This window comes from Subtercola boreus, from assembly GCF_006716115.1.
Lineage (GTDB): Bacteria > Actinomycetota > Actinomycetes > Actinomycetales > Microbacteriaceae > Subtercola > Subtercola boreus.
This window is the reverse complement of sequence record NZ_VFOO01000001.1, coordinates 3,614,707-3,633,373: the sequence shown is the minus strand read 5'-3', so window position 1 is coordinate 3,633,373 and position 18,667 is coordinate 3,614,707. Positions and strand designations below refer to the sequence as shown.

Annotated in this window: 15 protein-coding genes; 6 read left to right on the top strand and 9 right to left on the bottom strand. The window is 68.5% G+C overall.

Features of this window, described 5'->3' with window-relative positions:
* Nucleotides 1–48: 48 nt before the first annotated feature.
* On the top strand, nucleotides 49–2,319 hold the full coding sequence (purL, locus tag FB464_RS16995; protein ID WP_116416746.1) for a phosphoribosylformylglycinamidine synthase subunit PurL: 2,271 nt from the start codon (nucleotides 49–51) through the stop codon (nucleotides 2,317–2,319).
* Between the two features lie 119 nt (nucleotides 2,320–2,438).
* Here purL and FB464_RS16990 read toward each other — a convergent pair whose 3' ends face one another.
* The 3 genes from FB464_RS16990 to FB464_RS16980 form a co-directional block, all read right to left on the bottom strand.
* A complete protein-coding gene (locus tag FB464_RS16990; protein ID WP_116415973.1) occupies nucleotides 2,439–2,792 on the bottom strand; it encodes a chorismate mutase in 354 nt (117 codons plus the stop codon).
* Between the two features lie 10 nt (nucleotides 2,793–2,802).
* Complete coding sequence (locus FB464_RS16985; protein ID WP_342780742.1) at nucleotides 2,803–3,750, bottom strand: DMT family transporter; 948 nt, start codon at nucleotides 3,748–3,750, stop codon at nucleotides 2,803–2,805.
* Nucleotides 3,751–3,851: 101 nt separating this feature from the next.
* On the bottom strand, nucleotides 3,852–4,271 hold the full coding sequence (locus FB464_RS16980; RefSeq protein WP_116415974.1) for an organic hydroperoxide resistance protein: 420 nt from the start codon (nucleotides 4,269–4,271) through the stop codon (nucleotides 3,852–3,854).
* A gap of 98 nt (nucleotides 4,272–4,369) precedes the next feature.
* Here FB464_RS16980 and FB464_RS16975 point away from each other — a divergent pair, with 98 nt between their 5' ends.
* Both FB464_RS16975 and FB464_RS16970 read left to right on the top strand, forming a co-directional pair.
* The gene (locus FB464_RS16975; RefSeq protein WP_116415975.1) at nucleotides 4,370–4,978 is read left to right on the top strand and encodes a maleylpyruvate isomerase family mycothiol-dependent enzyme; all 609 of its coding nucleotides are present in this window, start codon (nucleotides 4,370–4,372) and stop codon (nucleotides 4,976–4,978) included.
* A gap of 109 nt (nucleotides 4,979–5,087) precedes the next feature.
* A complete protein-coding gene (locus tag FB464_RS16970) occupies nucleotides 5,088–6,263 on the top strand; it encodes an alcohol dehydrogenase catalytic domain-containing protein (RefSeq protein WP_116415976.1) in 1,176 nt (391 codons plus the stop codon).
* 19 nt (nucleotides 6,264–6,282) lie between these two features.
* Here the strand turns inward: FB464_RS16970 and FB464_RS16965 are convergent, their stop codons facing one another.
* The 6 genes from FB464_RS16965 to FB464_RS16940 form a co-directional block, all read right to left on the bottom strand.
* Nucleotides 6,283–8,553 carry a carboxypeptidase regulatory-like domain-containing protein gene (locus tag FB464_RS16965; RefSeq protein WP_170151992.1) on the bottom strand — a complete coding sequence of 757 codons (2,271 nt, stop codon included), beginning with the start codon at nucleotides 8,551–8,553 and terminating at the stop codon, nucleotides 6,283–6,285.
* 108 nt (nucleotides 8,554–8,661) lie between these two features.
* On the bottom strand, nucleotides 8,662–9,600 hold the full coding sequence (locus FB464_RS16960; protein WP_116415978.1) for a linear amide C-N hydrolase: 939 nt from the start codon (nucleotides 9,598–9,600) through the stop codon (nucleotides 8,662–8,664).
* Nucleotides 9,601–9,664: 64 nt separating this feature from the next.
* Nucleotides 9,665–12,226 carry a carboxypeptidase regulatory-like domain-containing protein gene (locus FB464_RS16955; RefSeq protein ID WP_170151993.1) on the bottom strand — a complete coding sequence of 854 codons (2,562 nt, stop codon included), beginning with the start codon at nucleotides 12,224–12,226 and terminating at the stop codon, nucleotides 9,665–9,667.
* A gap of 129 nt (nucleotides 12,227–12,355) precedes the next feature.
* Nucleotides 12,356–12,571 carry a hypervirulence associated TUDOR domain-containing protein gene (locus FB464_RS16950; protein WP_116415980.1) on the bottom strand — a complete coding sequence of 72 codons (216 nt, stop codon included), beginning with the start codon at nucleotides 12,569–12,571 and terminating at the stop codon, nucleotides 12,356–12,358.
* An 85-nt stretch (nucleotides 12,572–12,656) separates the two neighbouring features.
* Nucleotides 12,657–13,946: an adenylosuccinate synthase gene (locus tag FB464_RS16945; RefSeq protein WP_116415981.1), complete on the bottom strand. Its 1,290-nt coding sequence runs from the start codon at nucleotides 13,944–13,946 to the stop codon at nucleotides 12,657–12,659.
* A gap of 3 nt (nucleotides 13,947–13,949) precedes the next feature.
* Nucleotides 13,950–14,438, bottom strand: coding sequence for a DUF3151 domain-containing protein (locus FB464_RS16940; RefSeq protein ID WP_116415982.1), 489 nt, complete (start codon nucleotides 14,436–14,438; stop codon nucleotides 13,950–13,952).
* Between the two features lie 296 nt (nucleotides 14,439–14,734).
* Between FB464_RS16940 and FB464_RS16930 the strand changes: the two genes are divergently transcribed.
* Genes FB464_RS16930 through FB464_RS16920 form a run of 3 tightly spaced genes read left to right on the top strand, consistent with a single transcriptional unit; the run spans nucleotide 14,735 to nucleotide 18,635 of the window.
* Nucleotides 14,735–15,442 (top strand): TetR/AcrR family transcriptional regulator, encoded by a 708-nt coding sequence (locus tag FB464_RS16930; protein ID WP_116415983.1) that lies wholly within the window; start codon nucleotides 14,735–14,737, stop codon nucleotides 15,440–15,442.
* On the top strand, nucleotides 15,439–16,323 hold the full coding sequence (locus FB464_RS16925) for a hypothetical protein (protein WP_142206744.1): 885 nt from the start codon (nucleotides 15,439–15,441) through the stop codon (nucleotides 16,321–16,323). Before FB464_RS16930 ends, FB464_RS16925 begins: the two co-directional genes overlap by 4 nt.
* Nucleotides 16,320–18,635, top strand: a complete 2,316-nt coding sequence (locus tag FB464_RS16920) for a YhgE/Pip domain-containing protein (protein ID WP_116415985.1) — start codon at nucleotides 16,320–16,322, stop codon at nucleotides 18,633–18,635. Before FB464_RS16925 ends, FB464_RS16920 begins: the two co-directional genes overlap by 4 nt.
* The last annotated feature ends 32 nt before the right edge of the window (nucleotides 18,636–18,667 follow it).

The window sequence follows — 18,667 nt, the reverse complement described above, 5'->3', positions numbered from 1 at the left end:
GCCGCCGCAATCGCTGCCCGCCCCGCCGTCGACAGCGTCGACGTCGCGATGCGCACGCCCGACAAGGAGCAGCCGTACGCGGCGCTCGGCCTGAAGCCCGACGAGTACGCGCGTATCCGCGAGATCCTGGGGCGGCGACCCACGAGCGGCGAGCTGGCCATGTACTCCGTGATGTGGAGCGAGCACTGCTCGTACAAGTCGAGCAAGATCTACCTGCGGCAGTTCGGTTCGAAGACGACCGAGAAGATGCGCAAGAACCTCATGGTCGGCATCGGCGAGAACGCCGGTGTGGTGGATGTCGGTGAGGGCTGGGCCGTCACGTTCAAGGTCGAGTCGCACAACCACCCGAGCTACATCGAGCCCTTCCAGGGCGCGGCAACGGGTGTCGGCGGCATCGTGCGCGACATCATCTCGATGGGTGCCCGCCCGGTCGCGGTCATGGACCAGCTGCGTTTCGGTGACATCGACAACGCCGACACGGCACGCGTCGTGCACGGCGTCGTCGGCGGCATCAGCTTCTACGCGAACTGCCTGGGACTTCCGAACATCGGCGGCGAGACGTACTTCGACTCCGTCTACCAGGGCAATCCGCTGGTGAACGCCCTCGCGGTGGGTGTGCTCCGCCACGAGGACATCCACTTGGCGAACGCCAGCGGCGCAGGCAACAAGGTCGTGCTGTTCGGGGCCCGCACCGGCGGTGACGGCATCGGCGGAGCATCCATTCTGGCAAGTGACACGTTCGACGCCAAGGGTCCGACCAAACGCCCGGCCGTGCAGGTGGGCGACCCGTTCGCGGAGAAGGTGCTCATCGAGTGCTGCCTCGAGCTCTTCCGCGAGAAGCTGGTGGAGGGCATCCAGGACCTGGGCGCCGCCGGCATCTCGTGCGCGACCAGCGAGCTCGCCAGCAACGGCGACGGCGGTATGTACATCGAGCTCGACAAGGTGCTGCTGCGGGATCCCTCGCTGAACGCCGAAGAGATCCTGATGAGCGAGAGCCAGGAACGCATGATGGCTGTCGTGCAGCCGTCGAAGCTCGACGCCTTCCTGGCGGTTGTGGCGAAATGGGATGTCGAGACCAGCGTTCTGGGCGAGGTGACCGACACCGGCCGGCTCATCATCGACTGGCGCGGCGAGCAGATCGTGAATGTGGAGCCGCGCACGGTCGCGGTCGACGGCCCGGTGTACGACCGCCCCGTCGAATACCCCACCTGGATCGACAAGCTGCACGAAGACAATGCGCTTGCACTGCCCCGGGCATCCGAAGCCGACGATCTGAAGGCACAGGTGCTCACTCTGCTCGGCAGCGCGAACCTTGCCAGCAAGAGCTGGATCACCGACCAGTACGACCGCTATGTGATGGGCAACACCGCGCTGTCATTCCCCGACGACGGCGGCATGATCCGCGTCGACGAGGAGTCGGGGCTGGGCTTTGCCATCGCGACCGACGCGAACGGCCGATACTGCCAGCTCGATCCCTACTTCGGCGCGCAGCTCGCGCTGGCCGAAGCGTACCGCAACGTCGCCGTGACCGGTGCCGTGCCGGTCGCCGTCACCGACTGCCTGAACTTCGGTTCACCGGAGAACCCCGAGGTCATGTGGCAGTTCTCGCAGGCTGTCGCCGGGCTCTCCGATGGATGTCTCGAGCTGGAGATCCCGGTGACCGGCGGCAACGTGTCGTTCTACAACCAGACGGGCGGGGCCCCGATCCATCCGACACCGGTCGTCGGGGTGCTCGGTGTCATCGACGACGTCGCGCGGCGGGTGCCGAGCGGCTGGCAGGACGAAGGCAACAACATCTACCTGCTCGGCGTGACGCGCGAGGAGCTGGATGGCTCGGCCTGGGCCGGCACGATCCATGACCACCTCGGCGGGCGTCCGCCCGTGGTCGACCTCGCCCGCGAAGCCGCACTGGCCGGGCTGCTGCACGCCGGGGCGATGCAGGGCCTCCTCGCGTCGGCGCACGACCTGTCGGATGGCGGGCTCGCTGAGGCGCTGGCCGAGGCGGTGCTGCGGTTCGGCGTGGGCGCGCGGGTGTGGCTCGACGAGCTGATGCTGCGCGACGGCATCGACCTCACGACGGCCCTCTTCAGCGAGTCGACCGGACGCGTGATCGTCTCTGTACCGCGGGAGGACGACGTGAAGTTCATGGGACTCTGCGAAGGCCGCGACTACCCGGTGCTGCGAATCGGCGTCACCGACAGCGGAGCGGACGGCGCTGCGGCGCTCGACGTGCAGGGCAGCTTCGCGATCGGTCTCGAGGAGCTCCGCGCCACGCACCGCGGCACCCTCCCCGCGCGCTTCGGCGCCCCCACGGCCTGACCGCGAGGCGCTCCCCGGGCGCACCTCGAAGCCGTCGAGTGGGCAGTTTGGGCCCCAAAAACCGTCAGGAAGGGCCCAAACCGCCCACTCGATGAAGAGGGCGCGGGTGAGGGCAGGGGTCAGGGGGTGGGGATCGCGCCCGTATCGTTCGCGATCTTCACGTGGTGGTGGATGACCTCCGCGACGATGAAGCCCAAGAACTTCTCCGCGAACTCAGGGTCGAGGTGTGCCTCCTCGGCCAGGCCCCGCAGGCGCTTGATCTGTCGCGCCTCACGGTCGAGGTCAGCGGCCGGCAGCCCGTGCCGGGCCTTCAGCCGACCGACCTGCTGGGTGAACTTGAACCGCTCAGCGAGCAGGTGGATCAGGGCGGCGTCGACATTGTCGATGCTCTCCCGGATGTTCTCGAGCTGCCGCAGCGCCCAGGCGGTCTCTTCGGAGTTCGGGGCGGCGGCAGCAGGTTCGTTCACATCCATACCTTGAACTTTATGGGGTCAGCCTGCCAGCGGCCCAGAGCCGCACCCGCTTCTGCGTCAAGAGGATGCCGAACAGCACGAGCACCGCGCCGAGGGGAGCGTTCCAGCCGAACCGCTCACCGAGCACCAGCACCCCGAGAACGACGCCGATGACGGGCGTGATGTACGTGACCGTCGAGGCCGATGTGGGCCCCCACGAACGCAGGACGTTGATGTTCCAGACGTAGACCAGCCCTGTGCCGAGCACACCGAGCGCGACGAGACTCCCCACGATCGGGAGGGTCAGCGAGACCGCCGAGAGCGCGACGACCGGGGTCAGCAGGAGCATCACGGCTGCACCCATGCCGATCTGGAGGAACGCGAACGGAACGCCCTGGATCGACCGCGAGCTCAGGAACCGCCTCGTGTACCCGAGCGTGAAGCCGTAACAGAGAGCGGCGAGCAGGCAGGCGAACTGGCCGAGGAGGTCGCCGGTGAGCGCGGCATACCCCCATGGCCCGATGATGACCACCGTGCCGGCGATGCCGAGAGCCACTCCGAGAACCTGGTCACGGTTCAGCCGCTCGACCCGGAAGGCGAGCGTCGCCATCAGCGCCGTCATGATCGGGGTGGTCGCGTTGTAGATGCTCGCGAGACTCGACGAGACGTACTGCTCCGCCCAGGCGAAGCAGAGGTAGGGCACCACTCCGCCGACCACGCCGATGACGAGGAAGTGCAGGTAGACGATGGGCTCCCGCGGCAGGCGATACCGCCCGACGAGCAGGAGCAGGCCGAGCGCGAGAGCGCCCAGAACGAGGCGCGCCCACACCACCTGCCCGAACGACACCCCCGTCAGCGCCACCTTCATGAAGAGGAAGCTGGCGCCCCACACCAGCCCCATCGCGAGGAACTGCAGCAGCACGCGGGTGTTCCGCGGACGGCTGGCGGTGGATGTCGCGGGCAGGAGCTTTTCGGTCACCCGGAGACACTATCGCCAACCGGCGACGGCGTCCCCGGGCATCCGGAGCCTGTGGAGAAACGGCACGAAAGACGCGCCTGTTGGCGGGAAGGTGCCAAAAGTCAGCGCACGACGGCGATCGTGACCTCGACGTTGCCGCGCGTGGCATTCGAGTACGGGCAGACCGTGTGTGCGGCATCCGCTGCCTGCTGCGCCTGCTCGGCCGAAGCAGCAGGAATGTAGACGTCAAGCTCCACGGCGAGCGCGAACCCGCCCTCACCGTTGCTGCCGATACTGACGCTCGCCGAGACCTCTGCGCCCGCGGTATCGACTCCGAGGTTCTTGCCGACCGCGTGCAGTGCGCTCAGGAAGCAGGCTGAGTAGCCCGCCGCGAAGAGCTGCTCGGGGTTCGTGCCTTCGCCCGATCCGCCCATCTCCTTCGGCGGACGCGTGTCGAGGTCGAGCCTGTCGTCTTCGCTCCGGACGTGACCGTCGCGGCCACCGCCGGACGCATGGGCAATTGCTGTGTAGAGAGCTTCCATGACCCCAGTCCATCACAGATTTCCGGGAGCGCGGCAGCCCCCGCACACGGGGCGCGAAACGGTCATGCAGTCGCTTCGTCTTGTGCCACCATGGTGCCATGGGCAACGTAGCCAACTTCCACCAGGCGGCAGATGCATTCATCGCGCTGGTCAGACAGATCGACGAGCACCAGTGGGATCTGCCCGGTCTCGGCGGCTGGTCGGTGCGCTCGCTGGTGGGGCACACAACTCGCGCGATCCTCACGGTTGAGACGTATCTCGGCCACGATGATGCCGAACGCGTCGGTTTGCCGACCGCCGAGGACTACTACGCGCTGATCTATCGCGACTTCTCCGACCCCGAATCTGTGGCGGAGCGCGGCGTCGAGGCGGGGCGCTGGTTGGGCGAGCATCCCGTGCAGCAGATCGAGGATGCCCTGGCCCGGGCCAGCCGGGCGATCGACGCGGCCCCCTCCGGCCGCGTCGTCTCGGTGGGCGGACACGGCATCGAGCTCACCCAGTACCTCCGAACACGGAGCTTCGAGCTCGTCGTGCACTCGATGGACATCGGCCGCGCCATCGGCCGGCCGCACGGCCAGCCCATCGGGTGCGTCACGGATGCCACCTCCCTCGCCGCACGCATCGGCGCCCGCGCGGGCCAGGGCGAGGAGATCCTGCTCGCACTCACCGGGCGCCAGCCGCTGCCGGACGGCTTCACGGTCGTCTGATCGGGGCAGGTTCCGGATGCCCGGCGGCGGGCCGCGCGCACACAGGAGTCCGAGCATCCGGAGCCGTCAACCCCTGTGCGGATACCCGCCCGGCGCGTAGACCGGAAGTATGAGAGCACTCACCTTCCAAGGCACCCAGAACGTCAGCGTCGAAACCGTCCCCGACCCCCGCATCGAAGAACCGACCGATGTGGTGGTGAAGATCACGTCCACCGCCATCTGCGGCAGTGACCTGCACCTCTACGACGTGATGGGCGCGTTCATCAACAAGGGCGACGTTCTCGGCCACGAACCGATGGGCGTGGTGGTCGAGGTCGGCAGCGCCGTCACGAAGCTCGCCGAGGGCGACCGGGTGGTCATCCCGTTCGTGATCGCCTGCGGGCACTGCTACATGTGCACCCGCGGCCTGACCAGCCAGTGCGAGACTACCCAGAACCGCCAGTCGGGCAGCGGCGCCTCGCTCTACGGCTACACCGAGCTGTACGGCGACGTGCCCGGCGGCCAGGCCGAGTACCTGCGCGTGCAGCTCGCGGACTTCAACGCGACCAAGGTCGGCAACGACCTGCCCGACGAACGCTACCTGTTCCTCAGCGACATCCTGCCGACCGCCTGGCAGGGCGTGAAGTACGCGAATGTACCCGACGGCGGCACGCTGGGAGTGCTCGGCCTCGGCCCGGTCGGACAGTTCGCGAGCCGCATCGGCCGGCACTTCGGCTACCGGGTGCTCGCAATCGACCCCGTACCCGAGCGGCGTGCGATGGCCGAACGGCACGGCGTCGAGACCCTCGACCTCACGCATGATGCGCTCGACCGTCTGCGCGACCTGACAGACGGTCGCGGACCCGACTCCATCGTCGACGCGGTCGGCATGGAGGCGCACGGCAACCCGGGCGCCGAGTTCGCCCAGAAGGCCGCCGGGCTGCTCCCGGACGCGATCGCCAAGAAGGTCATGACCACAGTGGGCATCGACCGCCTGGCGGCCCTGCACCTCGCACTCGACGCCGTGCGGCGCGGCGGAACCGTCTCGCTCAGCGGCGTCTACGCGGGCGTCGCCGACCCGATGCCGCTGAAGGACATATTCGACAAGGGCATGACCCTCCGCATGGGCCAGTGCAACGTGCAGAACTGGCGCGACGAACTGCTGCCCCTCGTCGAGGACCCGTCCGACCCGCTCGGCACCGAAGACCTGACGACGCACGCGGTTCCGCTCGAGCAGGCCCCCGAGATGTACGAACTCTTCAAGAAGAAGGAGGACGGCTGCATCAAAGTGGTGCTGAAGCCGTAGCCGCCTCGGCAGCTGTGTCTCAGGTGACCGGCTTCGTCTGCAACGAGGTGCGGGAGGTCGTGACGTAGTCGGTCTTGATTCCTTTGACGGTCACCGAGATGCGGGCCCCGGAGTCCGCTTTCGTCAGGGCGTAGCTCGACGCCGTGGCTCCGGGGATGGCCACGCCGTTCCTCAGCCAGGTGAACCGGAACGAGACCGGGCTGGGCGTCCAGGTGCCTGCTTTGGCCGTGAGCGTCCGGCCCACGATGGGTGAACCGACGATGGTCGGGATGGCGGTCGCCGTGAAGTTTCGGACGACCTTCGTCGTCGCTGCAGACGAGCGGGTGATGGTCACGAAATTGGGGGCGGAGCCGGTGATGTCGACCGTGATCCGCTTGCCCATGTCGGCAACCACGAGCTTGTACATCGTGCTGGTCGCCCCAGAGATGACGGCCCCGTCTCGCTTCCACTTGTACGTGAAGGTCGGCGAGGCCGCCGGCCGCCACGGTCCGTGACGCGCGGTCAGGGTCGACCCGACGACCACCGTTCCCGAGATCGTCGGTACCGGGGGCGTGTAGAAGTCCTGAAGCACGGGGCCGGTCTGGGCGGACGTTCTCGTCGTCGGCAGAATGCCGGGTGCCGAGGCTGTCACAGCTACGTTGAGCCTGTGGCCCTGTTCAGCCAAAGTCGGCGTGAACGTCGACTTCGTCGCTCCGGGGATCACCTGGTAGTCGCTCTTCCACTGGTACGTGAATGTCGTCGCTGTGGGGCTCCAGCTCCCGGGCGACGCCGTCAGTGTCGCCTGCAGCACGGCGCGGCCCGAGATGGTGGGCGTTCCCGTGCTCGTGAAAGGAGGGAGCCGCGTCAGAGTGGCGTCGATCCCCGTCACGGGCCCGTTGACCGGCACGACTGCTGCGGACTCGAACGTGGCCGCCGAGTTGTAGTAGGCGACGCGATACTCGGAATTGCTGAACCGGACGCGGTAGGACGCCGAGCGCACAGACTTCACACTGTACGAACCCGTCGACGACGTCGTCGCCGACGCGGCCACCGACCCGTCGGGTAGCAGCAGCTCGACCAGCGTGCGTGCCGTCGATCGGGTCGAACCGGGGAGGGTCACGGTACCCGAGACGGTCTGCAACGCACGGGGGTCGTCGAGCACAGCATCGACGCCCGTCACCGCCTGGCCCCCGACGATGTGGATGATCGTGCTCGTCTTCCGCACGAACGAGTTGTCCCACCACTCCGTCAGCATCCGTTCGTACTCGCACTCACCGCAGTCGTCAGCGAAGAGGGCGACATAGTCACCGTCGGGGAGGTGCACGGCTGTGTAGTTCCCGTCGGCATCCAGCGTTCCACGGCTCACCGAGGTCGTCGACGCTGGCGTCAGGCCCGCCCGGTAGAAGTAGACTCCGACGGCGACCGCGGGCGTCGCCGCGGGGCCGGCCATGACCACACGCCCGCTCACCCGCCCGGTCGGCTCGGGGGTGAGCGTGAAGTCGAGAGTCGCGGGCGTGCTGCCGACCACGGTGACCGTGCCCGCCTTCAGAACGTAGGATCCGGTGAGGTCGCTCGCCCGCAGAGTCTGGCTGCCGGCCGGCACGTTGCGCAGAGAGTACTGCCCTGCAGCGCCCGTTGTCGCTCGCAGACTCCCCAAAGTTACGGCCACGTTTTCCAGGGGCTGCCCCGTGTCTTGGGCCGTCACTGTGCCCGTCACCGTGGAGAGTCGCGTGAGCGTCACGCTGGCATCCCACTGGGCGCCCGCGGCCAGGGTCGTGGTCAGCCTTCGCGAGTTGTATCCCGTTGCCGAAACGACCACGGTGTGGTCGCCGAGACTGCGGTTCGGGATCGAGAACGTGCCGTCGCTGCCAGTCTTGAGGCTCACATCATTGTCGAGGTTCACGGTGGCGCCGGCCAACGGACCTGCATCCGGCGGATCGCCTGTGACCGTGCCGAAGATGCTGGCCGAGCGCTGGATCACCACGTCTTTCGTGGCCGGAGCGCCGGGGACGACCGTGACGGGTATGCCGTACACAGCCAGATACGGGGGCTGCTGCTCGACCTCGAGATATGCGCTGCCCGCTGCGACACCGGTGATGGTGAATCGACCGTCGCTCCCGCTGGTGCCGGAAGCGCCGGACTCTTCGCCGCTGTTGTAGGCATACACGCGGATACCCGCGACGGGCGCTCCCGACGCCGAGCCGTCATGCACGATGCCGGTGACGGTACCGAAGTCTGAAGCCGACGCCGACTCTGCCGTGACGAGAAGCGAGCCGAGCATGGCGACCGTCGCGAGCGCCGCCCCGATCATCCGTCGCCAACGTCGTGACCGACCCTCAGACAACCCTGCAATGCGCGCCTGTGTGTGCATCTTCCCCCCAGATGTGCGTTCTCACACCCTACCGTCTGGGGTGCCTTGTCAGTAGGGCAGTTCTGCCCGTTCGAAGCGCGACTCCGAGGCGCCGACGAGAGATTCGTCGCGCGGGTCGAGGCGCAACACCTCCGTGCCGTCGGCGAGATCGGCGAGGCTCACCCAGAACATGCTCGGGCTGCGGGTGGACACGAAGTAGTAGACGCCGTTCGTCAGGTCGGCGCCGGCCTCCCACCACGTCGGGTAGACGCCGCCGTCGTTGTACGGCGCGCCGTAGGGCACAGCAACGTTCTGGATCAGCTGGAACACGCCGGCGACAGCCTGCAGCACGTTCTCGGGCTCGGGCAGGTAGTGGCGGAAGTAGCTCGCCCTCGCGAACCTGTCGAGCGAGGTGATGTTCCCGGGAGGCGCGAGGGTGCCGCCGAAGGGCGCGTAGCGGGCGAGATTGGCGAGTTGGGCATCCATCACCGGCGAGTTCGCCATCACCGTGTACTCGCGACCGTGGTGCACGACGATGCGGTCGCCCTGCGGCTCGAAGATGGCGGAGTCGCCCGACGCGTCTTCGAGAGCGAGGTGCACGCCGAGCCGCTGCCCGCGGAGTTCGGGTGCCGTGATCCGGATGTCGCCGACCGCGGCGACCGCTTCTGCCACGGTCGCGAAGGTGTCGAGCACGTACTGCACCCAGAGCGAGTTCGGTACGGATGCCCGCCCATCGACGGGCCACTCCCCCACATCGACGGGGTCGAGGTAGAGACCGTGCACGGCGAGACCCTTCTCGTTCAACCCGTCCGACGTGCCGAGCCTCCACATGCTGAGCACCACGCTCGAGTACTTCGAGGTCCAGCTGAGGGCGTCGTCGTCGTGCCCGCCGCGGGTGAGGCCGCGCGGCACGAACCACAGGTCGGGCTCATCGCTGACCTCCCAGTCCATGCAACGGGCGACCGTCTTGGCGATCGGATTGTCGTTCCAGAAGATGCGGGTGCACATGGGGTCAGATTAGCGCGCTGCGGGTTCCGGATGGCGGCGCCCTGCGCCGCGCCCCCCTGAACCGTCAGTCCGATGCCGGCCTGCTCGTGACCCCCGGGGTCGCCGCAGACGTGCGCGTCGCCTGGAGGTAGCTCGCCCGGGTTCCGGTCACCGAGACGGTGATGGACTTTCCGACATCTGCTGCCGTCAGCGTGTACTGCGTTCCTGTCGCGCCGGAGATCGCCACTCCCGACCGCATCCACTGGAACAGCAGCGCGACGGGTGCCGGCGCCCATGCCTTGGTGCCTGCGTAGAGCGTCGACCCGAGCCGGGCGCTGCCGACGACGGTGGGCGTCGGTGTCGAGGTGAGCCGCAGCAGCACAACGGATGATGGGGCCGACGTTCGCGAGACGCTCAGATAACCGGGCTTGGCTGCTTTCACCGTGACGGAGATCCGGGCACCCGAGTCTGCCGCTGTGAGCCGGTAGCTGGATGTCGTGGCCCCGGAGATCGGGCTGCCGTTGCGCAACCAGACGAAACTGAACGAAGTGGGCGACGGGGACCAGGTTCCGGTCTTCGCTGTCAGGACGAGATCGACGGCTACGGTCCCGCTGATCGTCGGGTTCGCGCTTGTCGCGAAAGTGGAGAGCACTGCCGCGGTCGGCGCCGACGCGCGCATCACCGAGACGAAACCCGGCTTAGAGCCGGTCACATCCACGGTGATCGTGTGGCCGGCATCCGCCGGGCGCACCGTGAACGTGGAGGACGTAGCACCGTAGACGACGGCCCCATTGCTCTTCCACTTGTAGGTGAACGTCACAGGTGCCGGCTCCCAGGAGCCCGGCGCGACAGTGAGTGTGGATCCGACGACCGCCGCCCCCGTGATCGTGGGCGTGGGTGTCGCAGTCAGCTCCCGGGTGACGGCCGGCGTGGATGCCGACCGCTTGGTCAGCGACGACAGCTCGGGTTTCGTCGCGGTGACAGCGACGCTGAGTGTCTGGCCGACATCAGCAACCACCGGTGCATACGTCTTGCCTGTCGCCCCGGAGATTTTCACACCGCCGCGCATCCACTGGTACATGAACGCTGCGGGCACCGGACTCCAGCTGCCGGTCTTGGCGGTCAGGGTCTGCCCCACCCGGGCGGACCCCGAGATGGTCGGCGTTGGCGACTCGGTGAAGGTGGGCAGTCGGGCCAGGCTCGCGTTCAGCCCCGTCACCGAGCTCGTCACCGTCACGGTCGTCGATCCTGATGCGTAGTCGGGGTTGGTGAATCGCACGGCGTAGGTGCCGGTGCGAACCTTGGCCGCGGAGTAGGTGCCGTCGGACAGCGTCGTGGTCGAATTCGTCACCGTGCCACCGGGGGTGACGAATTCGACGAGCGTGCCCGCCGCGGTCGCAGGCGAACCGCCGAGCGCGACCGTGCCAGCGACCGTCGGCAGGCTGCGGGTCGCGTCGAGCGCCGCGTCGATGCCTGTCACGGACTGGCCCTCAGCCACATGGATGATCGTGCTCTCCTTTCGGATGAACGCGTTGTCGTACCACTCGTCGAGATGCCGGTTGTCCGGGCAGGACTCAGAGTCGCAGTCGTCGTCGTAGTAGACGTAGTGCACGACGTAGTCGCCGGCCGGAACCCGACCGATCGAGTACGCCCCTGTCGAGTCGGAGACGGCCTGTGCGACCACAGTCGACGATGGGGGTGTGATACCCGCCCTGTAGAGCAGTGCGGCGACATTGCGGAGCGGGGCGGGCGTCGCACCCGCCTCAGTGACGAGGCCGGCTATCCGGCCCTTCGGCTCGGCTGTCAGGGTGAAATCCATCACCCGGCTGTCTCCACCGACGAACTGCGCGGCCCTCGACTTCGTGACGTAGTTCCCCGTGGTGTCTTCCGCCTGGACGGTCTGGGTGCCTGCCGGAACACCGGCCAGCGTGTATCGGCCTGCCGCATCAGTACGCGCGACCGGATACGGGTAGTACGCGGTGGGCACGGTGATGGCCACATCGGCCAGCGGGAGACCCGTGTCTTCAGCGGTGACGGTTCCCGTGACGATCGAGAGTCTGGTCAGCGAGATCGTGGTCGTCCAGGTCTCTCCCGACGAGAAGGTCTTCCGCACGACGGTGGGGTTGTAACCGGACGCCGAGACCGTGAACTCAGTGAGTCGCCCGGGAGAGAAGTTGTTCAGCCGCAGGGTGCCTGCGGAATCGCTGACCGGGCTGGCGGTTCCGAACGCGATCACATGGGCACCCGAGATCGGCACCGGATTGGGCCCTGCGCTGACGACGGTGCCGACGAGAGATGCGTAACGCAGCATGACGTAGTCAGCGACCGTCACTCCACCGGCAACGATGGCAGGAGGGTAGATCTGGCCCCCGATGAACGGTGTCGCCGCGGTGAAGACCACATAGTAGTCGTCATCCGCCGCCAGGCCGGTGATCCGGTAGCTGCCGTCGCTTCCCGTTGTGGCCGTGGCCACGCGACTGCTGTCGCGACCGACACCCACCGTCACGCCGGCAAGGGGCGCACCCGTCGAACTGCCGTCCCGCACCGTGCCCGTCAGCGTACCCAGGTTGCTGGCCTCTGCGGGCGCTGCACCCATGAATACTCCGCCGACCACGGCGATGACGACGAAGATCGCGGTGCTGGCCAACCGCCATCGCGAATGGCGTGGTCGCGCGTCGAACGATGCAGTCATTGTTCCCCCGGATACAGAGTGCCGTCTTCACCGATGGTAGGCGGTGAGCCGCCGGCAACATAGCAGGGCGGGGAAACCGCCCCGCTATTTCGTCGGCTTCTTCTTCAGCGCGTCGGGCTTGTGCACGGCCTCGCCGCCCGACTTGTCGCTCTTGACCAAGTACTGGGGGTCATCCTTCGACGCCTTCACCGTGCGCTTGGCCGCGTGCGTGTCCGACGTGATCTTCTTCTCGACTTTGCCTTCGGCCGTCGACCCGTGGGACTGCCAGGTGACCTCGTCACCCTTCTTCAGTTCGCTCATCGTTCGACGCTACGCCCCGGGCGCCGGATGCTCGCGGGCTTGTGTCGGCTCGCCGAGGGTCGTACGCTCCCGGGTCCGCGCGTTCCTACAGCCCGAGCAGGTCGTGACGGACGACGATCTCCTCGCGGCCGGGGCCGACGCCGATCGCGGAGATGCGGGAGCCGCTCATCGCTTCGATCGCGAGCACGTAGCGCTGGGCCGCATCCGGGAGGTCTTCGAAGGTGCGGGCACCGGTGATGTCCTCGCTCCAGCCCTCGAACTCCTCGTAGATGGGGACGGCGTGGTGGAAGTCGCTCTGCGAGACGGGAACCTCGTCGACGCGAACGCCGTCGACGTCGTACGCGACGCAGACCGGGATCTTCTCGAGGCCGGTCAGGACATCCAGTTTCGTGAGCACGAAGTCGGTGACGCCGTTGATGCGGGCCGAGTAGCGCGCGATGGGCGCGTCGTACCAGCCGCAGCGGCGCGGGCGGCCCGTGGTGGTGCCGAACTCGAAACCGTTCGCTCGCAGGAACTCGCCCGACTCGTCGAAGAGCTCGGTCGGGAAGGGGCCGGCGCCGACGCGGGTCGTGTACGCCTTCACGATGCCGATCACGCGTTCGATGCGGTTGGGGGCGACACCCGATCCGGTCGCCGCGCCTCCGGATGTCGCATTCGACGACGTGACGAACGGGTAGGTGCCGTGGTCGACGTCGAGCATCGTGGCCTGGCCGCCCTCGAAGAGCACCGTCTTGCCGGCGTCGAGGGCCTGGTTCAGCACGAGGGAGGTGTCGACGACCATCGGGCGGAGGCGCTCGGCGTAGGAGAGGAGGTTCTCGACGATGTCGTCGACCTCGATCGCGCGGCGGTTGTAGACCTTCACGAGCAGGTGGTTCTTCTGGTCGAGCGCGCCTTCGACCTTCTGGCGGAGGATGTTCTCGTCGAAGATGTCCTGCATGCGGATGCCGAGGCGGTTGATCTTGTCGGCATAGGCCGGGCCGATGCCGCGACCGGTGGTGCCGATCTGGCGTTTGCCGAGGAAACGCTCGGTGACCTTGTCGAGCGTGCGGTGATAGGCGGTGATGACGTGGGCGTTCGCGCTGATCAGGAGGCGCGAGACATCCACTCCCCGGGAGACCAGGGCCTCGAGCTCGTGGAAGAGCACCTCGATGTCGACGACGACACCGTTGGTGATCACCGGCGTCACGTTCGGGGTCAGGATGCCCGACGGCAACAGGTGCAGGGCGTACTTCTGGTTGCCGATGACAACGGTGTGGCCGGCGTTGTTGCCGCCGTTGAACTTGACGACGTAGTCGACACGCGTGCCGAGGAGGTCGGTGGCCTTACCTTTGCCTTCGTCGCCCCACTGGGCGCCGATCAGAACGATTGCGGGCACGACTCAGAGCCTTTCGGATGCTGCGGGGGTGGAGGTTGCAGGGGTGGACGTTGCGGGCGTGTGCGCGGCTTCGATCGCGGCTGCGGCGGTGCGGTCCGCACCGTTCAGGAACTCGGTGAGGCGCACGACCTCGTCGGCCTCGCCGATCGCCTCGGCCGCGCGGCGGAGCGCGTAGAGCGAGCGGAGCACACCGCGGTTCGGTTCGTGCGACCACGGCACGGGGCCCTGCCCGCGCCAGCCGCCCTTCCGGAGGGCGTCGAGGCCGCGGTGGTAGCCGACCCGGGCGTAGGCGTACGACGGCAGGATCTCGCCGGCCTCGAACGCGCGGTCGGAGAGCAGCGCCCAGACCAGCGACGAGGTGGGGTGCTGCCGCGCGAGCGACTCGAGCTCCGCGCCCCCCGGTGAGACCTCGGGGTTCGCGGCGAGCGCCTCCCCCACTCCGTCGGGGTTCAGCAGGGTCGGGGGCACTCCCAAGAGATTTTCACCGGTCACACTCGATCCTACCGCGAGCCGCTCGCGGCCCCGCCGGTGTCGCACGGCCCGCCGCCCGCCCCGCCGCCCACGGCCCGCCGCTCCCCCGCCCGCCGCCCGCCGCTCCCCCGCCCGCCGCCCGCCCTCGGCCCGCTGCCTCGCCACCCGCCGCCCGCCCGCAACGCGATCCGCGCACCTTTGTCTCTTTCGCGGGTGCGCGCGCAGGCGCGGAAGCGACATTCGGTAGCGGAACGTGAGGATCGTGAGGAGGGGGGCGCGAACTTGCACAGCGGTGTGCAAGTTCGTAGGATGGGTGAGTGAAGACTTCGAATCCGGATGCCCGCGCTGACGCGCCCCAGGGCTCACGTGCGCCGCGGCGGGATGCCGCAACCAACCGCGCGGCGATCCTCGACTCGGCACGTCTGCTGCTGAACATCGACCCCGATGCGTCACTGGAGGCGATCGCGGCCGGTGCCGGCCTGTCCCGCCGCGCGATCTACGGCCACTTCGCGACCCGCGACGAACTCCTCGCCGAGGTGCAGACCCGCGGCGGGGAACGCGTCACGCGAGCACTCGCGACGGTCGACAACCCGGACTCGCGCGTCGCGATCGCCCTCATCGGCGCGCGCCTGTGGTCGGAGGTCGAAGACGTGCGCGTGATGGCCCAGCTCGCCGTTCGCGGACCGCACCGCGAACTGATCGCCAGCACACTCGGCCCTGTGCGCCGCCGGCTGGTGCGGATCGTGGAACGCGGAATCGCCGCCGGGGAGCTCCGTCCGGACGTCGCCCCGGCGACACTGGCCCGGCTCGTCGAAGCGGCCGCACTCGCGGTGCTCGACGAGGCGATCCGCGGGAACCTGTCCAATCGCGAGGGGCACCGGCTCGTGATGCTGTCCGGCCTCGGCGCGGCAGGACTCTCCTGGAGCGAAGCCACGGAGCTCATCGGTGAGCACGCCGAACTGCGGTTCCGCGACGCCGCGCAAACAGATGCCGCCCATCGCCCCGTGGAGGAGAAGACAGCGTGAAGATCATCCTGAACAGTGTTGCGAAAGGCGATCACGGCGAGAACCTGCCGGAGACCTCGCTGAGCTACGAGTCGGGGGCAGTGACGATGGTCGCGGTCGAGACGGCACAAAGACCGACAGTGCTCGCGCTGCTCGCGACCGGACGCATGACGCCCGATGCCGGAACCGTGACGTTCCGCGTCGGCGAAGATGCCGCTGGCGACGCGGCCGGGGGTGACGTGCGCGACGGGAATGACATGGGCGCCGGTGGCGACGTGCGCGACGAGGATGGCGGGCCCCACGGGATGGCACGGCTTCGCGCGGCGACCGCGATCGTGGATGCCCCCGACGTGAGCGAACCCGTGGGCGAGCTGAAGCTCAAAGCGGTCGTGCAGGAGGAGCTGATGTTCGCCGGTCGGCCTTCGAACCGGTCAGCGACGCTCGCAGCGCTCGACGACCTCGGTGTCGCCGGGTTCGCGGGCTGGGAGATCCAGAACGTCCCGACAGCGGTGCGGCTGAGGCTGCTCACCGAGCTGGCCTCACTGCGCCCGGGGGTTGAGGCGCTCGTGCTCACTGCTCCGGACCGGCGCGGCAGCGACCCGTTCGAGTGGTGGGATGTCGCCGCCGACGCCGCACTCCGCGGCTTCGCCGTGCTCGTGATCGCGAGCCCCGCCTCCGTGGATGTGCTCGCAGAAGTGTCCGCCCGCTTCGAGGCCGACCGCCTCGCCGACCGGGAGCGCCGCGCGGCTGAAGCCCGCGCCGCTGAGGCTGCCCGCCTCGCCGACCTCCTGGCCGACCCCGACCCCGACCCCGCCTCAACCTCCACCCCCGCCCCCGAATCGGTAAGCGCTGATACGCAGCCACCGTCGGCACCCACCGCGACCACGAAGGACCAGGCATGAAGATCGTCACGCTTGTCACCACCGAGTTCCGGCGGCTCACCGCGACCGGGCTGGCACGGCTGGCGCTCGTCGCGCTGATGCTCGTTCCGGTGCTCTACGCCGGCCTCTACCTCTGGGCGAACAGCGACCCCTACGGGAACATCAAGAACATCCCGGTGGCGCTGGTCGTCGAGGACACCGGATCCACCCTCGACGGCACGGCCGTGAATTACGGCACGCAGGTGCACGATCAGTTGGTGAAGGACAACGGCGTCAAATGGATCGACGCGACCGCCGCCGAGGCGGCACCCGGTGTCAGGAACGGCGAGTACGACTTCGTTCTGACCCTCGGGCCCGACTTCTCGAACCTGCTGACGTCGGCCGGGACATCCACTCCCCAACAGGCCGTCGTGCAGCTGACGACGAACGACACGAACAGCTTCCTGGCCTCCTCGATCGCCGCGACGGTGGCCGAGAAGGTGCGGCTGAGCATCAGCGAGCAGGTGGGTGAGGCTGCGGCGCTGCAGTTCCTGAACGGGTTCGCGACCATCCACGACAATCTGGAGACGGGGATCGACGGGGCGAACCAGCTCGTCGACGGCACGGCTACGGCCCAGAGCGGGGCCGCGTCGCTGGCCTCCGGAGCCGCCACGGCGAACACCGGTGCCGCGAGCCTCGCGACCGGCGCGGCAACGGCCGCGACGGGAGCCGCCACGCTGTCGGACGGAGCCTCCCAGACGGCGACGGGCGCCGCCACGCTCGCCGACGGGGCATCGCAACTGGCGACCGGAGCCTCCACCCTCTCCGATGGCGCTGCCGCCAGCGCCGGCGGTGCCTCCACGTTGGCGGCGGGCGCAGCCCAAACGAACGACGGCGCCCAGAAGCTCAGTTCCGGGCTCGCCGCACTGAGTGACGGTGTCGCCGGCCTGCCGGACGACACGGCCCGCCTCAACGCCGGCGCACAGCAGGTCGCCGACGGCAACGCGAAGCTCGCCGCTGCAGCGAACACGGTGGCCGCGGCGACTCAGGATGCCGCCGACCAGGTTCCCGTCGTGCGGAGCGAGATCATCGCCCAACTGAAGAGCGCGGGGCTCACCGACGCGCAGATCGACGACGTGATCGCCCAGCTCGACAAGGTGGGAACGGCGATCACCGACGGCAACGGACAGGTGCAGCAACTCGACGACCAGGTCTCCCAGCTGTCGGACGGCGCCGCCCAGGTCGCGGCCGGAACCGCACAGCTCGCCGACGCGGCACCCGGTCTCGCCGACGGGGCAGCGAGCGCCTCGGCCGGTGCGGCAACCCTGGCGGGAGGAACTGCGCAGGTCTCTGCGGGAGCGGCTTCGCTCGCCTCGGGCACCCAACAGGTCGCCGACGGCGCATCCACCCTCGCAGCGAAGTCGGCCCAGCTCTCAGACGGCGCATCCGCGCTCGCCAGTGGCGCGACGCAGGTCTCTGCGGGAGCCGCCTCGCTCGCCTCGGGCACCCAACAGGTCGCCGACGGCGCATCCACCCTCGCCGGCGGAACGCAGCAACTCGCCGACGGCGCCACCACCCTTTCGACGGGTGTCGGGCAGCTGAATGCGGGAGCGACGCAGCTGCGCGACGGACTGGTGTCGGGAGCCGACCAGATTCCCAGCTACAGCCCCGATCAGCGACAGACGGCCGCTGCCACCATTGCGACGCCCGCCCGCGTCGATACCGACACGGTGACCAAAGCGACGACGTACGGGGCCGGAATGGCGCCCTTCTTCATCAGCCTGGCGGCCTGGATCGGGATCTACGCCCTGTTCCTCATCATCAAACCGCTGTCCCGTCGCGCGCTGACGGCCATCAGGGCGCCGCTCCGGGTGACGGCGGCGGGCTGGCTCGCGCCGGCGCTTCTCGGGGCAGTGCAGATGGCGGCGGTGTACTTCGTGGTGACCGTGCTGCTCGGGTTCACTGTGGCGAACCCCGCGCTGATGCTGCTCTTCATGGTCTTCACGTCGATCACGTTCGTGGCGATCATCGGGGCGCTGAACATCTGGCTGGGGAGCGTCGGACAGTTCCTCGGGCTGGTGCTGATGGTGCTGCAGCTGGTCACGGCGGGCGGCACGTTCCCCTGGCAGACGCTGCCCGCGCCGTTGGCGGCGCTGCACCACGCGCTGCCGATGAGCTACGCGGTGGACGGCATCCGGCAGCTGATGTACGGCGGTGACCTGTCACTCGCGCTGAACGACGTGGGCGTGCTGGCCATCTGGCTGCTGGGGGCGTTGGCCTTCTCGATGTTCCTGGCGCGTCAGAAGACCGCGGGGCGAACGCTCCGCGACCTGCGGCCGTCGCTGATCGGCTGACGCCGCGGGCGCCGGATTGCTCGCCCGCCGGC

Bases quoted from the DNA above. Each gene is read 5' to 3' on its own strand.
- FB464_RS16980 (WP_116415974.1), bottom strand. From the start codon at position 4,271: ATGGAAGCTCTCTACACAGCAATTGCCCATGCGTCCGGCGGTGGCCGC.
- FB464_RS16970 (WP_116415976.1), top strand. From the start codon at position 5,088: ATGAGAGCACTCACCTTCCAAGGCACCCAGAACGTCAGCGTCGAAACC.
- FB464_RS16960 (WP_116415978.1), bottom strand. From the start codon at position 9,600: ATGTGCACCCGCATCTTCTGGAACGACAATCCGATCGCCAAGACGGTC.
- FB464_RS16990 (WP_116415973.1), bottom strand. From the start codon at position 2,792: ATGGATGTGAACGAACCTGCTGCCGCCGCCCCGAACTCCGAAGAGACC.
- FB464_RS16950 (WP_116415980.1), bottom strand. From the start codon at position 12,571: ATGAGCGAACTGAAGAAGGGTGACGAGGTCACCTGGCAGTCCCACGGG.
- FB464_RS16920 (WP_116415985.1), top strand. From the start codon at position 16,320: ATGAAGATCGTCACGCTTGTCACCACCGAGTTCCGGCGGCTCACCGCG.
- FB464_RS16975 (WP_116415975.1), top strand. From the start codon at position 4,370: ATGGGCAACGTAGCCAACTTCCACCAGGCGGCAGATGCATTCATCGCG.
- purL (WP_116416746.1), top strand. From the start codon at position 49: ATGCGCACGCCCGACAAGGAGCAGCCGTACGCGGCGCTCGGCCTGAAG.
- FB464_RS16965 (WP_170151992.1), bottom strand. From the start codon at position 8,553: ATGATCGGGGCGGCGCTCGCGACGGTCGCCATGCTCGGCTCGCTTCTC.